Source organism: Pseudonocardia sp. Ae505_Ps2 (assembly GCF_001932425.1).
Taxonomy (GTDB): domain Bacteria; phylum Actinomycetota; class Actinomycetes; order Mycobacteriales; family Pseudonocardiaceae; genus Pseudonocardia.
Genome location: NZ_MCIP01000001.1, coordinates 4,422,049 through 4,438,449, shown reverse-complemented (window position 1 = coordinate 4,438,449; position 16,401 = coordinate 4,422,049). Strand labels below are relative to the sequence as shown.

3 protein-coding genes are annotated in these 16,401 nt (G+C 75.7%); all 3 read right to left on the bottom strand.

What is annotated here, in order from left to right; genetic code table 11:
* Positions 1-73: 73 nt before the first annotated feature.
* From Ae505Ps2_RS20815 to Ae505Ps2_RS20805, 3 genes are read right to left on the bottom strand one after another with little or no spacing between them, the layout of a single operon-like run.
* Entirely contained in the window at positions 74-760 is a 687-nt protein-coding gene (locus Ae505Ps2_RS20815) for a formyltransferase family protein (protein ID WP_075306636.1), read from the bottom strand.
* A complete protein-coding gene (locus Ae505Ps2_RS20810) occupies positions 757-2,079 on the bottom strand; it encodes an MFS transporter (protein WP_075333359.1) in 1,323 nt (440 codons plus the stop codon). The genes Ae505Ps2_RS20815 and Ae505Ps2_RS20810 overlap by 4 nt, the downstream gene beginning before the upstream one ends.
* On the bottom strand, positions 2,079-16,292 hold the full coding sequence (locus tag Ae505Ps2_RS20805) for a non-ribosomal peptide synthetase (RefSeq protein ID WP_075553901.1): 14,214 nt from the start codon (positions 16,290-16,292) through the stop codon (positions 2,079-2,081). Before Ae505Ps2_RS20805 ends, Ae505Ps2_RS20810 begins: the two co-directional genes overlap by 1 nt.
* Positions 16,293-16,401 lie beyond the last annotated feature (109 nt).

The following is a 16,401-nucleotide window of genomic DNA, read 5'->3' as shown; positions in this document are numbered from 1 at the left end:
ACCGGGGTGGGGGTCGTCGTGGGGTGCCGAGGCGTGGTGGGCCGGGCGTCGACGGGCAGGTGGGACGGCGGGCTCAGCGGCCCCAGGCCGTCGCGGCGTCGGGGTAGTAGTCGGCGAACATCCCCAGGTCGGTGGCCTGGTCGTAGCGGGGGTGGCCCCGCATCCCGGCGAGTGCGAGTCCCTCGGCGAGCCCGTAGTAGCCGGGTTCGCCCTCGGGCCGGCGGGCCGGTCCGGCGGTGCCGTCGACGACCGCGCCGAGGTTCTCGGTGAACGCCCGGTGCGCGGCCTCGACGAGGTCGGACAGCACGTCCTCCAGCACCGCGTCGGGGTCGATCGGGAACCGCGCCTCGGCCAGCACCGGGCCGGTGTCGATGCCGGCGTCGATCTCGTGCAGGGTCGCGGCGAAGCTGGTCTCGCCGTGCAGCACGGCGTAGGCAGCCGTCACCGGCGGGAGGCCGCGGTAGGACGGCAGCGGCCCTCCGTGCACGTTGAGCAGCCGCAGCCCCGAGGCCAGCACTTTCTCCCGGAACAGGAACGGGTTGTCGATCGACCACAGCAGGCCGTCGGTGCACCGCTCGGCGAGCTCGCCGGCGAGCGCGTCGAGGTCGGCGCCGCTGCGGACCTCGCGGGCGGCGCCTGGGTCGAACCCCGGCGGTGGGGTGGTGCGGGGCCCGTGGCAGACGAGGTCGACGGGGTGGCCGTCGGCCCGGGCGTGCCGCACGGCGCGCCACAGCAGGGCGCCGTCGCCGACGAAGATCATCGTTCCTCCTCGATGGATGCGCGGGTGACCCGGCGCAGCGGTCCGAGCAGCAGTCCGGTCGCGGCGGCGACCAGACCGGTGACGGTGTTGTAGAACCAGAGCGCGTCGCCGTCGCCGACGAGGCCGCCGACGAACCCGGCGACGACGGCGCCGATTGCGGCGCCGGTCATGGCCTGGGCGGCGAACAGGCTGTTCACCCGGCCCAGCAGGGCGTCGGGGGTGCGGAGCTGCAGCAGCGTGTAGCGCAGCACCTCCTCGATCGCGTTCGTCGCGCCGGCGGCGACCAGGGCGGCGAGGACCAGCGCAACGGTCGGTGCGGCGCCGGCCAGCGCGTAGCAGGCATAGCAGAGGACCATCAGGGCCAGCAGGAGCCGGCCGGGACGCGGGCTGCGCCGGACCCAGCCGCTGCCCAGCGAGCCGAGCACCACCCCGGCCGCGAGTGCCGAGTACATGAGGCCGACGACGGTGGACGAGCCGCCGAAGCGGGCCTCGACGAAGGCCGGGACCAGCACGAACGAGCCTCCGCCGACCATCCCGACGAGGCCGGCGACCATCACGCCGAACACCACCGGCTCGCGGACCGCGAACCGGGCACCGGAGCGCAGGGCGGCCAGCGGGCTCTCCACCGGTTCCTGCGGAGCGCCGTCCCCGCCGCCCGCGCCGGGCTGGTCGCCGTCGGGACCGTCGCCGTCCGGACCGGCCGAGGCGGCCGCGGTCGTCCGTCCCCGGCCCGGTGGCGGCGCGACCATGAGCAGCGCCCACGTCACGGCGGCGGCGAGTGCGCCGGCCGTGTAGTTCCAGGCGGCGGAGGCGACCGCGAACACGATGCCGCCGACGGCCGGGGCGACCACCGCGCCGAGGCGCAGCGACACGGTGTTCAACGCCCCGACCGCGTGCAGCTTGGCCCGGTCCACGATGGACGGGGTCACGGCGAGCATCGCGGTGATGCAGGTGGCGCCGGACAGCCCGTTCGCGGCGACCAGTGCGGCGGTCAACGGGGTCGACCCGATCCAGGCGGCGTTCACCGCGAGCCCGGCGAACGTCGTCCCGCTGATCAGCCAGGTGACGCGCACCAGGAGCCAGCGGTCGACCCGGTCGGCGAGGACCCCACCGCCGAGGTACCCGACGACGAACGCCACCGACTCGATCGCGGTCACCATCCCGACGACCGGGGTGGAGCCGGTGCGGCCGTAGACCTCCAGCGGCACGGTGACCGCGACGATCCCGACCCCGAACAGCAGGATGGTCCGGGCGACGAACAGGTTGCGGAACGTCCGGTCCTCGCGCAGCGGGCTGACGTCGACCAGCAGGGACGCCATCAGCCACGCACCGACCAGGTCATGAGGACCTCGGCCCAGCGCTGCGCGACCCGGTCGACCGTGCCGGCGTCGAGGACGCCGGTGGGGTGGCCGAAGGTCGTCTCCAGGACGGGGCCGTCGATGGTGTCGCGCAGCAGCACGTCGACGACGAGCGAGTGCCCGACCCGCACGCCGGGCGCGGGTCCGACCCGTACCGCGGTCTGCTCGGGGGCGAGCTCCCAGCCGCCGCTCGCGGTCCCGGCGGGCCGGGTGGTGCGACCGAGCCAGTTGAGCGCGACCTCCGCTCCCGGGCCGGTGACCCGGGGCGTGCCGTCGGCCGGGTACCGCAGCAGGCCCCAGCCCAGGCCGCGCCCGGGCGGTGCGGCGACGGCGTCGCGGGCCCTGGCGATCGCGGGGGCCGTGTCGGGTACCTCCGGACCGGGGGTGCCGCGCACCGGGACCGGGGCGAGCACGGTGAGGCAGCCCACCGTCCGGGCGAGGTCGATGTCGTCCCCGAGTTCCTCGGCGCGGCCGTGGTGTTCGAGGTCGACCAGCAGCGGGCCGTCCGGCGCGGTGACGGTGAGCGCCTCCCCGAGAACGGCGAGCAGCACCGCCTCGGCGCCGGCGCCGTGCCTCCCGGCGAGCGTGGTGACGACGTCCGGGCCGGTCACGACGGTCTGCCGGAGGTCGGCGTGGGTGTCCCGGTGGTCGCGGGGCCGCAGCGCCGGCAGCGGGGCCGACGAGGAGAGGGTCTCGGTCCAGAAGCCGGTCTCCGCGGTGACCTGTGGTCCGGCGCCGTGGGCGTGGAGCCGCGCGGCGAACGCGGCGAAGCCGGTGGCCTCCGGGGCCGGTTCGGTCCCGGTGCCGTGGGTCGCGATGTCCTCGGCGAGCACCCGCCAGGACGTGCCGTCCACGGCGAGGTGGTGCGCCACGACCGCGAGCCGTCCCGGCTCGGTGCCGCGGTCGAACCAGAGCAGCCGCAGCATCCCGCCGGGTCCCGCGTCGAGCTCGTCGCGGGCGGCGACGGTCGCCTCGGTGACGGCGCGGGTGAGTGCGTCGGCCCCGGCGGCCGGGTCGACGGGAACCCGCCGGACCAGCGCAGCCGGGTCGGCGTCGTGGCGCGGGAGGATCTGCAGGCCCGTCCAGCGCCCGTCCGCGTCGGTCTCCAGGGCCGAGTGCAGGACCGGGTGCCGGGTGACCAGGGCGTCGGCCAGCGCGGTGAGGTCGTCGGCGTCGAACCCGGCGGGGGTGGTGACCAGCACCGCCTGTGCCCGGCCGGCGACCGGGCCGCCCACGGATCCCAGCCAGGACAGGACCGGAGTGAGCGGCGCGGTGCCGGGCTCGTCGGCGGCCGGGGTGGCCGATGCCCCGGCACCGACCGTGCCGGCGGTACCGGCTGTGTCACCGCCCTCGCCCTCGCCGGCGTCGAGCGCCGCCGCGACCGCGGCGACCGTCCCGGCGACGAGCAGGTCCCGGACGCGCAGCTCGATGCCCTCGCGCCGGGCGGTGGCGGCGATGTCGATGGCGCCGAGGCTGTCGCCGCCGAGGCCGAAGAAGTCGTCGTCGATGCCGACCGTGTCCAGTCCGAGGACGGCGGCGACGATCGCGCACAGCCGCTGTTCGAGCGGGGTGCGGGGGGCGCGGGAGGCGCGGTGCGCGATCGGTTCGGGCTCGGGCAGCGCACCGGTGTCGAGCTTGCCGTTGACCGTCAGCGGCAGCGTGTCGACCACCGCCCACAGGGTGGGCACCATGTAGTCGGGCAGCACGCGGGCCACCGCGTCGCGGACCGTCTCCGGGTCGGGGTCGCCGACCAGGTAGGCCGCGAGCCGCTTCGTCGTCCCGGTCGTGCGGATGACGACGGCGGCCTGGTCGACCCCCTCCACCGCGCCCAGCGCGGTCTCGACCTCCGCCGGTTCCACCCGGTAGCCGCGGATCTTCACCTGGTCGTCGCTGCGGCCGAGGAAGTCGAGGTTCCCGTCGCCGCGGCGCCGCACCAGGTCACCGGTCCGGTACATCCGGCCACCCGGGGTCCACGGGTCGGCGACGAACCGCTCCGCCGTCGAGTCCGGCCGGTCCAGGTAGCCGCGGGCCAGTCCGGTCCCGGCGATGTAGAGCTCACCGACGACGCCGTCGGGCACCGGCCGCAGCCAGCCGTCGAGGACGTAGGCGGTGGTGTTGGTGATGGGGGTGCCGACGGTGGACGTCGGGCTGTCGGTGGTGCCCGCGCCGAGAGTGTTGATCGTGTACTCGGTCGGACCGTACAGGTTGTAGCCCCACGTCCCGTCGGTGTCGCGCAGCCGCGACCACACCGACTCCGGCACCGCCTCACCACCGAGCAGCACCAACGGCGGCACGTGCGGGCCGTCCAACAAGCCCGCGGCGAACAGGTGATGGGCGTAGGTCGGGGTCACGTTCACCACGTCCACCCGATGCTCACCGCAGTACTCCACGAGACGCTCCGCGTCGCGACGCAGCTCCTCGTCGCACACGTGGACCTCGTGGCCCTCCACCAGCCAGAGCAGCTCCTCCCAGGACATGTCGAACGCGAACGACACCGTGTGCGCGATCCGCAGCACCCGACCACCCGCGGCGTCGATCGTCGGAGCGAAAATCTCCCGACGGTGGTTGACCTGCATGTTCGTCAACCCACGGAACGGAGTCACCACACCCTTCGGCTTCCCCGTCGACCCCGACGTGAAGATCACATACGCGGGATGGTCCAGCCGACCCGGAGTGCCGGGCGCGAACGACCCCAGCTCCTCATCGGTCAGCGGCGTGTCCGGGACACCGTCGAACAGACCCGGCTCGTCCAGGCGCACCTGCTCCACCGCGCCGTCGAACCGTGCGGCCACACCCGCGACCGTCACCAGCAGCGTCGCCCCCGAGGCGACGAGCACCTCGGCCAGCCGCTCGTCGGGATGGTCCAGCTCCAGCGGCACGTACGCCGCACCGGCCCGCAGGACCGCGAACAACGCCACCACGTTGTCCACCGAGCGCGGCAGCCCGAGCGCCACGACCGTCTCCGGGCCGGCCCCGCGGGAGCGCAGGACGCGGGCGAGCCGGGTGACGCGGGCGTCGAACTCGGCGAAGGTGACGTGCTCGTCGCCGGAGACCAGTGCGGTCCGGTCCGGGCAGGTCGCGGCGCGCTCGGCGAGCAGCTCCGCGATGGTGGCGTCCGGGACCGGGGCGACCGCGGACGCCGCACGCGCGACGGCGTCGGCGTGGTCGGCCGGGGCGAGGACGTCGATCGACCCGACCGGACGTGCCGGGTCGTCGGCGAAGGCCCGCAGTACCGCGACCATGCGGTCGGCGGCGCGCTCCATCGTGGACCGGTCGAACAGGTCGGTGGAGTACTCGACGACGCCGGAGAGCAGGTCGGGGGTGTCGGTGAAGTTGAACGACGCGTCGAACTTCGCCGTGCCCGTGCGGACGACGTCGGCGCTCGCGTCCACGCCGTCGAGGCGGGGGGGCAGGGCGTTCGCGTCGCCGCCCAGGCACACCACCATCACCTGGAACAGCGGGCTGCGCCCGGGCGCCCGGTCCGGGGCCACGGCGGCCACGACGTCGGAGAAGGGCACGTCGGCCCGGTCGTAGGCGTCGAGGTCGGCGCCCCGGACCGCGCGCAGCAGGTCGGCCACCGTGTGGTCGGGCGCCACGTCGGTCCGCAGGGCGAGGGTGTTGAGGAAGTAGCCCACCGCGTCGTCGAGCGCCGGGTCGAAGCGGGTCGAGATCGGGGTGCCGACGACCACGTCGGGCGAGCCGGTGTGCCGGGACAGCAGCACGGCGAGCGCGGCGTGCAGCAGCATGAACACGGTGACGTCGTGCGAGCGGGCCAGCCGGTGCAGCTCGGCGGTCAGCTCCGGGCCCACCTCGACCGGTACGGCATCGCCTGCCCCGGTGGGGGCGGCGGGACGCTGCCGGTCGACCGGCAGCGTGGTCTCGACCGGGGCGCCGGTCAGTGTGGTCCGCCAGAAGTCCAGCTGCGCCGTGGCCGAGGTGTCCGACCCGTCGGCGAGGCAGTCGCGCTGCCAGGCGGCGAAGTCGGCGTAGCGGACGGTCGGCGCGGGCAGCGACGACGGCGCGTCCGGGCCGGAGCGCAGCCGTGCCCGGTAGGCGGTCTGGAGGTCCTCGATGAGGGGGCGCCATGACCACTCGTCGACGGCGATGTGGTGCAGCACCGCGACCAGGACGTGCTCGTCGGGGCCCAGCTCGAACAGGGTGACCCGGGTCGGTGCTTCACGGGCGAGGTCGAACGGGGCGCGCACCGCGGTCTCGATCCGGCTGTCGAGGTCCGCCGCGTCGATCCGCTCGGTGGTGACGACCGGTCCGACGGCGCCCGGCTCGAGCACCCGGGCCGTGGTCGCGCCGTCGGGGTAGATCGTGCGCAGCACCTCGTGCCGACCGAGGACGTCGAGCCAGGCGGCGCGCAGCGCGTCGGTGTCGAGCGGGCCGTGCAGGCGCAGGACGCCCGGCACGTTGTAGACCGCGCTGGGTCCGCCGACCCGCGACAGCGCGAGCATCTGCCGCTGCCCGGCGGAGATCTCCCGTTCTCCTCCGTCGTGGTGCACGGGCTGCAGGGCCGGGCGGGCCGTGGCGGTCCGGCTGCCGTAGGGGGCGAGCCGGGTGACGGTGCGGGCCTCGAACACGTGGCGGGGGCGGATCCGGATGCCGGCCTTGCGGGCCCGGTTCGCCAGGGCCAGCGCCGAGATGCTGTCGCCGCCGAGGTCGAAGAAGTCGTCGTCGGGGCCGACGCCGTCGACGCCGACGACCTCCGCGACGATCGAGCAGAGGGTCTCCTCCAGTGGTGTGCGCGGTGCGCGTCCCCCGCTGCGGCGCAGGGCGGCGGGCTCGGGGAGGGCGGCGACGTCGAGCTTGCCGTTGACGGTGAGCGGGAGCGCGTCGACCACCGCCCACAGCGTGGGCACCATGTAGTCGGGCAGCACGCGGGCCACCGCGTCGCGGACGGTGGCCGGGTCGGGGTCGCCGACGAGGTAGGCCGCGAGCTGGCGCTGGCCGGGTACCTCCGGGTGCGGGCGGGCGACGACGGCGGCCTGGGAGACCCCGTCGGCGGCGGCCAGCGCGGTCTCGATCTCGGCCGGTTCCACCCGGTAGCCGCGGATCTTGAGCTGGTCGTCGCTGCGCCCCAGGAAGTCCAGGTTCCCGTCGCCGCGACGCCGGACCAGGTCACCGGTCCGGTACATCCGGCCACCCGGGATCCGGAGGTCGGCCACGAACCGCTCGGCGGTCAGGGCGGGACGGTCCAGGTAGCCGCGGGCGAGCCCTGCTCCGGCGATGTAGAGCTCGCCGACCACGCCGTCGGGCACGGGGCGCAGCCAGCCGTCGAGGACGTGGGCCGCGGTGTTGGTGATGGCGGTGCCGACCGTGGAGGTGGCGCTGTCGGTGGTGCCCGCGCCGAGGGTGTTGATCGTGTACTCGGTCGGACCGTACAGGTTGTAACCCCACGTCCCCTCGGTCTCGCGCAACCGCGACCACACCGACTCCGGCACCGCCTCACCACCGAGCAACACCAACGGCGGCACGTGCGGACCGTCCAACAGACCCGCGGCGAACAGGTGATGGGCGTAGGTCGGGGTCACGTTCACCACGTCCACCCGATGCTCACCGCAGTACTCCACGAGACGCTCCGCATCACGACGCAGCTCCTCGTCGCACACATGCACCTCATGCCCCTCCACCAGCCAGAGCAGCTCCTCCCACGACATGTCGAACGCGAACGACACCGTGTGCGCGATCCGCAACACCCGACCACCCGCAGCCTCGATCGTCGGAGCGAAAATCTCCCGACGGTGGTTGACCTGCATGTTCGTCAACCCACGGAACGGAGTCACCACACCCTTGGGCTTCCCCGTCGACCCCGACGTGAAGATCACATAGGCGGGGTGGTCGAGCCGGCCCGGGGTACCGGGCGCGAAAGCACCCAGCTCCTCGACCGACAACGGAGTGTCCGGGACACCGTCGAACAGACCCGGCTCGTCCAGACACACCTGCGGCACGGACGGATCGAAACGGGCGGCGACGGTGGAATCGGTCACCAACAACGCCGCCCCCGACGCGGTAAGAATCTCCGCGAGCCGCTCGTCGGGATGGTCCAACTCCAACGGCACATAGGCCGCGCCGGCACGCAGCACCGCGAACAACGCGACGACGTTGGCCGTCGACCGCGGCAGACCCAGCGCCACGACGGTCTCGGGGCCGGCACCGCGGGCCCGCAGGACCCGCGCGGTGCGGGTGACCCGGGCGTCGAGCTCGGCGAAGGTCAGCCGGGACTCCCCCGCCACCAGGGCGGTGCGTTCCGGGCAGGTCGCGGCCCGCTCGGCGAGCAGCTCGGCGATGGTGGCGTCCGGGACCGGGGTGGCGGTCGCACCGGTGTCCACGGCGACGCCGAGGTCAACCGCGGCGAGCGGGGCGTCCGGCGCGGCGGTGAGGGCGTCGAGCACCGCGACGAAGCGGTCCATCAGCGACCGTGCGGTATCGGTGTCGACCGCCTCCGGACGGTGGTCGACGGTCAGCTCCATGTCGTCGAACGGGTTGACCGCGAACGACAGCGGGAAGTGGGAGTCGTCGAGGGTCTCGACGTCGGCCATCCCGTGCCGCTGCGCGGCCTCGGCGAACGCGTCCCAGGCGTTGCGCAGGGTGAACAGGGTGTCGAACAGCCGCGGACGGCCGGTGGCCTGCTGGATCTGCCCCAGCCCGAGGTACTCGTGCGCGACGAGGTCGGCGCGCTCGTCGGCGAGGCGGCGCAGCACGTCGGCGCCGGTGTCGGTGGGGGCGAGCCGGACCCGGACGGGGACGGTGTTGAGGAAGAGCCCGACGGAGTGCTCCACCCCGGCGATCTCGTCCGGTGCGACGGCCATCGGCGTGCCGAGCACGACGTCGTCGCCGCCGGTGGCATGGCCGAGCACGACGCCGAGCGCCGCGATCAGGACGGTGTTGACGGTGACCCCGTGCCCGGCGGCGACGGCCCGGACCCGGTCGGACAGCGGGACCCCGAGCCGGGTCCCGATCCGGGCCGAGGGTTCGGTGAAGGACCGCTGCTCCTCGCCCGCGACCAGGGTCGGGGCGGCGAGGTCGGCGTAGGCCCGCTCCCACACCTCGCGCGAGGTCTTCTCGTCCTGGTCGGCGGTCCAGCGCAGGTACGTGTCGTAGCCGGGCGCCGCCGGGGGCTCGCCACCGTCGTGCAGGGTGAGCAGGCGGTCGACGACGCGCATGGCCGACGCGCCGTCGAACAGCTGGAAGTGGTTGGTGAGCACCAGCCGGTCCCGGCCGTCGGGCAGGTGCACGAGGAGCAGGCGAAACAGCGGCGGCGCGTCGAGCGGGATGGGTCGCCCCCGCTCCTGCTCGGCGGCCTCGCGGGCACCGTCCACGGACGCCACGGACAGCTCCGGCACCGGCAGGTCGGGGAGGTGGTCCCGGACGACCTGGACCGGGCGGCCGCGGTCGTCGGTGGTGAACCCCACCCGCAGCAGCGGCGTGGCCGCGACCAGCCGGGCCAGCGCGTCCCGGAGCCGCTCGCGGTCCAGGGTGCGGTTCAGGGTGAACACGGTCTGCAGGATGTAGACGCCGCTGCCGGCCGTGTCACCGCCGGTGCCCTCGGCGGCGTCGTAGACGGACTGGAAGTAGAGGCCCTCCTGCAGCGGGGACATCGGCCAGACGTCGGTGGCGGTGCCGCCGACCCGCTCGCCGAGCGCGGCGACGTCGGCCGGGCCGAGCCCGAGCAGGTCGCGCAGCAGCCGGGTGTCGGTGCGGACCGTCTGCGGTGCCGTGCCCGCGACGCGGGCCATCCCGGCCGGGGTCCGGTGGGCGAACACGTGCGAGGTGCGGACGTCGAGTCCGGCCTCGCGCGCGGCCCGCACGACCCGGGTGGCGAGGATGCTGTCGCCGCCGAGGGTGAAGAAGTCGTCGTCCGGGCCGACCCGGGCAGCGCCGAGGACCTTCGCGAACGCGGCGCACAGGGTCCGCTCGACGTCGTCGGCGGGCTCGCGGTCCGCGGTGACGGGGCCCCCGCCGAAGTCGGGCTCCGGCAGGGCGCGGCGGTCGAGCTTGCCGTTGACGGTCAACGGCAGCCGCTCCAGCACGACGATCGCGGCCGGGACCATGTACCCGGGCAGGACGGCGCCCAGGGCGGTGCGCACGGCGGCGGGGTCGGCCGTGGTGCCGGGGGTCGGCACGACGTAGCCGACGAGCCGCCGGTCGGCGGCGTCGGTGCCGGTGTGCACCCGGGTGACCGCCTGCGCGATCCCCGGCAGCGTGAGCAGGCCGGCGTCGACCTCCCCCAGCTCGACCCGGTACCCGCGGATCTTCACCTGTTCGTCGGCGCGGCCGGCGAACTCCAGCTCCCCGGCCCGGTCGAACCGGGCGAGGTCACCGGACCGGTAGAGCCGGGTGCCGGGTGGGCCGTCGGGGTCGGCCACGAACCGGACGGCGGTGAGGTCGGGGCGGTCGGCGTAGCCCTGGGCCAGCTGGGCTCCGGCGACGTGGATCTCTCCGACGACGCCCTGCGGGACCGGTCGCAGCCGCCGGTCCAGCAGCCGTACCTCCAGCCCGGCCAGTGGGCCACCGACCGGGCTGACCGGCCGGTCGAGGTCGGCGGGGCCGATCTCACGGTAGGTGGTGTGCACCGTGGTCTCGGTGATGCCGTAGAGGTTGGCCAGCACCGGGGCGCCGGGGGCGTGCCGGGCGCACCAGTCCCGCAGCAGCCGCGGCTCCAGTGCCTCCCCGGCGAACACCACGTAGCGCAGGGTCTCGGCCGCCGCGCCGCCGGTGGGCTCGGCGAGGGCCAGGGGGCCGAACGCCGAGGGCGTCTGGCTGAGCACGCTGACCCGCTCGGCCGCGATCAGTGCCCAGAGGCGCTCCGGGTCACGTGCGGTGTCGCCGTCGACGACCACGACCGTCGCGCCGGTCGCGACCGCGCCCCACAGCTCGAACACCGACACGTCGAAGGCGATCGAGTGGACCAGGGAGAACACGTCGTCGGCGGTGACGTCCATGGTGCCGCCGGGTGCCACGGTCGCCGCCAGCAGCGACAGCACCGCACGGTGCGGGACCTCGACGCCCTTGGGCCGGCCGGTGGACCCGGAGGTGTAGACGATGTACGCTGGCTGCGCTGCGGGGACGGCGACGGGCTCGGGCAGCGGTGCGACGTCCGCCGGGAGCGCGTCGACTGCGACCACGCGCGGGCCGAGACCGGTCACGCTCTGCGGGGTCGTGGCGACGGCCAGCAGGCTGTGCGGCCGGGCGTCGCCGACGATGAGCGCGAGGCGACCGGCCGGGGAGTCGACGTCCAGCGGGACCGCGGTGGCCCCGGCGAGGGCGACGGCGAGCACCGCGACGACCATGTCGGCGCCGCGCGGGACGCCGACGGCCACCCGGTCCCCCGGGCGGACCCCGTCGGCGACGAGCACGGCGGCCAGCCGCCCGGCGCGGTCGCCGAGCTCGCCCCAGGTCAGCCGCTCCGCCCCGGCGACCAGCGCGGGGCCCTCGGGCCGGGCCGCGACGGTCGCGGCGAACAGTGCCGCGAGGGTGGCGGGGAGGGTCCCGGGGAGCCGATCGGTGCCGGTCGGCGCCGGAGCGGGTGCCGGGGCCGGCGGGTCGAGCCGCAGCTGGGAGAGCCGGGTGCCGGGCGCCGAGGCGACCAGGTCCAGCAGACGCTCCAGCCGCGCGAGCACCGCCTCGATGGTCGTGGCGTCGTAGAGCTCGGTGGCGTACTCGACGATCACGCCCAGCCGCGGGTCGCCGGTCTCGGTGACGGACTCGTGGAAGGCGAAGGTCGCGTCGAACTTCGCCGAGCCGGTGCCGGTGCGCCGGGCCGTGGTGACGGCGCCGTCCAGGTCGAGCTCGCTGCGGTCGGGGTCGGTACGCAGGTAGAGCAGCTCCACCTGGAACAGGGGCGAGGCCGCGCCCCGCTCCGGGCCGATCCGGTCGACGACGCGGTCGAAGGGGACGTCGGCGTGCTCCATCGCGGCCAGGTCCGCGGTGCGGGCCCGGTCCAGGACCTCGGCCAGGGTCGGGTCACCGTGCAGGTCCAGCCGCAGCGCCAGGGTGGTCAGCGCGAACCCGACGACGTCCTCGGCCCCCGCGTGCCGCCGCGCCGAGACCGGGGTGCCGACCACGACGGCGTCCCCGGCGTCGTCGCCGGGGTCGCGGTCGGCGTCGGCGTGCGCCTCCAGCAGGACGGCCAGTGCGGCGTGCAGCAGCATGAACATGCTGGTCCCGTGCCGCTGGGCGGCGACGCCGAGCGCCGCGGCCAGCTCGGGGCCGAACTCGGAGCGGACCTCGGCGCCGTTCCCGCCGGGCGTCGCGGGCCGGGGCCGGTCGGGGGGGGGGAGCGTGGTGACCGGCGGCGCGCCGGTCAGCCGGTCGGCCCAGAACTCCAGCTGGCGCCGTGCGCGGTCGGTCGGCTCCTGCGGGGTCCCGACGAGCGCGGCCTGCCAGGCGGCGACGTCGCCGAAGCGCAGCGGCGGTGCGGGCAGGGCGGGGGCGCGCCCGGCGCGGCGGGCGGCGTAGGCGGTGCCGAGGTCGGCGAGCAGGACCCGCAGGGACCACTCGTCGACGGCGATGTGGTGGCAGACGAGCCCGATGCGGTGGCGGTCGTCGGCGGTGCGGGCGATCTCGGCGCGGACCGGGGCCTCGCGCTCCAGGTCGAAGCGGTGCCCGACGAGCGCGGCGAGCGTCGCGTCGGCGCCCGCCTCGTCCGAGGCTCCGGTCCCGACGTGCACCGGCAGCTCACCGGGCGGATGGACGTCCACGGTGACCGTGCCGTCGGCGGTCTCGCCGTAGGTGGTGCGCAGCACCTCGTGACGGGCGACGACGTCGTGCAGCGCGGCACGGAACGCCTCGGGGTCGAACGGGCCGGTGACGGTCCACTCGCGGGGGACGTTGTAGGCCGCGCCGGGGCCCTGCATCCGGTACAGCGTCCACATCGGATGCTGGGCGGGGGCGAGGACCGCGGGTGCGGTGTCCGGGCGGCGGACCGGGCCGTCGGCGGCAGCCGGGTCCCGGTCGTCGGTACCGGCGGGGGCGTGGTCCGCGACCAGCGCGGCGAGTCCGGCGACGGTCGGGCGGGCGAAGACGTCCGGGACCGTGACCGGGGCGCCGAGCCGTGCCCGCACCCGGTTGGCCAGCCGCAGCGCGGACAGCGAGTGCCCGCCGAGGACGAAGAAGTCGTCGTCGACGCCGACCCCGGTGCGGTCGAGGAGCTGTTCGAACAGTGCGCACAGTGCGCGCTCGCGGTCGTCCCGGGGCGGGCGCGAGCCACCGTGGACGCGGTCGGGCACCGGCAGCGCACGCGTGTCGATCTTGCCGCCGGGGGTGCGCGGCAGCTCCGGGAGCACGACGACCGTGGCCGGCACGAACTGCGACGGCAGCCGCTGCGCGACGGCCGTGCGCAGGTCCTCCCCCACGAGCTCGGCGGTGTCGTCGGCGGGGACGACGTAGGCGACCAGGGACGGTCCGTCGCCGACCGTGCGGGCGACGACCACGGCCGCGCGCACACCCGGCTGTGCGACCAGGGCGGCCTCCACCTCGCCGGGTTCGACCCGCACGCCGCGCACGGTGACCTGGTCGTCGGCGCGGCCGAGCAGCTCGAACCGGCCGTCGGGCAGGCGCCGGGCGAGGTCACCGGTGCGGTAGAGGCGGGCGCCGGGCACGGCCGGGTCGGCGACGAACCGGGCGGCGGTCTCGGCCGGCCGGCCGGCGTAGCCGCGGGCCACCTGCTCGCCGCCGACGTACAGCTCGCCGACGACGCCGTCGGGTACCGGGGCCAGGAACCGGTCGAGCAGCGCGACGGTGCTGCCGGGCACCACCCGCCCGGCCGTGACGCGCTCGTCGCCGTCGACCTCTCCGGCGAGCACGTCGCCGGCGACCTCGGAGGATCCGTAGGAGTTCACGACGACCGAGCCGGGCGCCCACGCGCGCGCGGCCGCGACGGCGGTGGCGGTCAGCGGCTCGCCGGAGCAGATCCAGCGGCGCACCGCGACCGGGCCGGGGGTCTCGGCGAGCACGGACACCAGCGACGGGACGGCGGTGACCTGCGCGACCGGCTCGGTGCGCAGCAGCCGGGCCAGTGCCTCCGGCTCCGTCGCGGTGGCGTCGTCGGCGACCAGCACCCGCGCCCCACCGGCCAGCGCGGCGAGCAGTTCAGTGACCCCGTCGATGAAGGCGATCGAGCTCTTGGCGACCCGGACGTCACCGGGCTCGACCGGCCAGGCCCGGCCCGCCCAGTCCAGCCGCCGGGCCAGGCCGCGGTGGGTGCCGAGGACGCCCTTGGGCACGCCGGTCGATCCGGAGGTGTAGACGAGGTGGGCGGCCTGCTCGGGGCGCGGCCGGTCGAACGGCCGGTCCGGGGCCGGGCCCGTCGCCAGGTCCGCGACGCTCGCCGTGGCCGCACCGGTCGCGACGGCGGCACCGTCGGTGATCACCAGGGCGGGCGCGGAGTCGGTGAGCACGTGCCGGATCCGTGCGGCCGGGTAGCCGGGATCCACCGGTACGAGGGCCGCGCCGGCGCGCAGGACGCCGAGCACGGCGGCGACCAGGCCGGTGGTGCGGGGCAGCAGCACGGCGACCCGGTCCTCCGGCCCGATGCCGCGCGCACGCAGCGCGGCGGCGACGCGGTCGGCGGTGTCGTCGAGCTCGGCGACGGTGACCTCCACCGGAGCCTTCCCGGGGCCGGGCGCGGCGACCAGGGCCACCTCGTCGGCGCGGTCGGCGACGCCCGGGCCGAGCGCGTCGGCCGGGTTCCAGCGTGGCCCGCCGTCGGTGGCGGTGACCGACCGGTGCACCGGGCGGGTGGTGAAGATGTCGGCGAGCCGGCGGTCCGGGTCGTCCCCGGCGTCCTCGAGCAGTGCCTCGAGGTCGGCCAGCAGGGTGGACACGGCGTCCGCGGTGAGGTGCGCCGCGGCGTAGGTGGCCTCGACGTCGAAGCCGTCGTCGGTGAGGAACACCTCCAGCGCCAGCGGGTGCTGGGCGGTGCCGTTGTCGGTGCGCAGCCAGCTCGTGGTGGCACCGGGCAGCTGCGGGCCGTCCAGCTTCTGGGTGAGGAACAGCAGCTGGGCCTCGAACAGCGAACGGTCCTGTCCCGACGCCGACGGGTTCAGCTGCTCGACGAGCCGGTCGTAGGGGAAGCCCTGGTGGGCGAACCCGTCGGCCGCGACGCCCGCGACCCGGCCGGTGAGCGACCGGACGGTGTCGTCGGACCGCACCTGCGAGCGCAGTACGACCAGGTTGCCGAAGTTGCCGACGAGCTCGGTGACCCCGCCTTCCTCGCGGTTGACCACGGCGGTGCCGACGGCGACGTCGCCGGTGCCGGCGAACCGGCTCAGCACGGCGCTGTAGCAGGCGAGGACCACCGTGTACGGCGTCGTGCCCAGCTGCGCGGACAGCTCCCGGACCGCGCGGGCGGCGGCCGGGGAGAAGCGCCGGTCGACCCGTCCGCCCGTCTCGACGCCGGCCGTGGGGTCCTCGGCCGGCAGCCGGTCGAACAGCGCGGGGACCGGTTCGGCGAGCCGCTGCCGCCAGAACGCGGCGTCGGCGTCGTGGCCGCTCCCCTGCCCGGCAGCGGCCCACGCCCGCTGTTCGGCATCGGCGAAGTCCGCGACCTGGCGCTGCGGTGGGGTCGTGGTCACCGCCCCGTCCAGGGCCTGCCGGTAGGCGCGCTCCAGGTCGCGGGAGATCACGGCGAAGGTGAGGCCGTCCCAGGCGATGTGGTGGACCTGCAGCAACACCGTCGTGCGTGCCGGGCCCTCCCGGAGCACCGCCACCCGCAGCGCGGAGTCCGCGGCGAGGTCGTAGGGCCGCGACGCCCGCTCGCGGGCCAGCTCGCGGACCCGGGCACGACGCGCGTCGGCGTCGGCCCCGGGCGCGTCGAGGACCTCCCAGGGGTAGTCGAGCGAGTCGTGCACCCGCTGGAACGGGTCGCCGTCGTCGCCCGCGTGATAGGTGGTGCGCAGCACCTCGTGCCGGGCCACCAGCGCGTCGAAGGCCGCCCGCAGGGCCGCCACGTCGAGGTCGCCGTCGACGGTCAGCTCGATGCACAGGTTGAACGCGGTGCTGCCCGGCACGATCTGGTGGTGCAGCCACATCCGTCGCTGCGCGAACGACAGCGGGAACTCGGTCCGACCGGCCCGGCGCGGCGCGGCGCCGGGGTCGCTGCGGCGCAGGCCGGACTCGGCCAGGCGCCGGGCGATCAGGGCGCGCTTGCGCTCGTCGAGACTGGTCATGGTGGTGGCCTCCGGTGTCCCGGGCGGGACGGATGGGTGCGGTCGTTCGGGTGCGGTCGGTTCGGGTGCCGCAGTTCGGGTGCCACGGTCCGGGCGCTGCGCGGCGGCG

What these genes read in the sequence shown, in the direction of transcription:
- Ae505Ps2_RS20810 (WP_075333359.1), bottom strand. Translation starts at nt 2,079, where the DNA reads ATGGCGTCCCTGCTGGTCGACGTCAGCCCGCTGCGCGAGGACCGGACG.
- Ae505Ps2_RS20805 (WP_075553901.1), bottom strand. Translation starts at nt 16,292, where the DNA reads ATGACCAGTCTCGACGAGCGCAAGCGCGCCCTGATCGCCCGGCGCCTG.
- Ae505Ps2_RS20815 (WP_075306636.1), bottom strand. Translation starts at nt 760, where the DNA reads ATGATCTTCGTCGGCGACGGCGCCCTGCTGTGGCGCGCCGTGCGGCAC.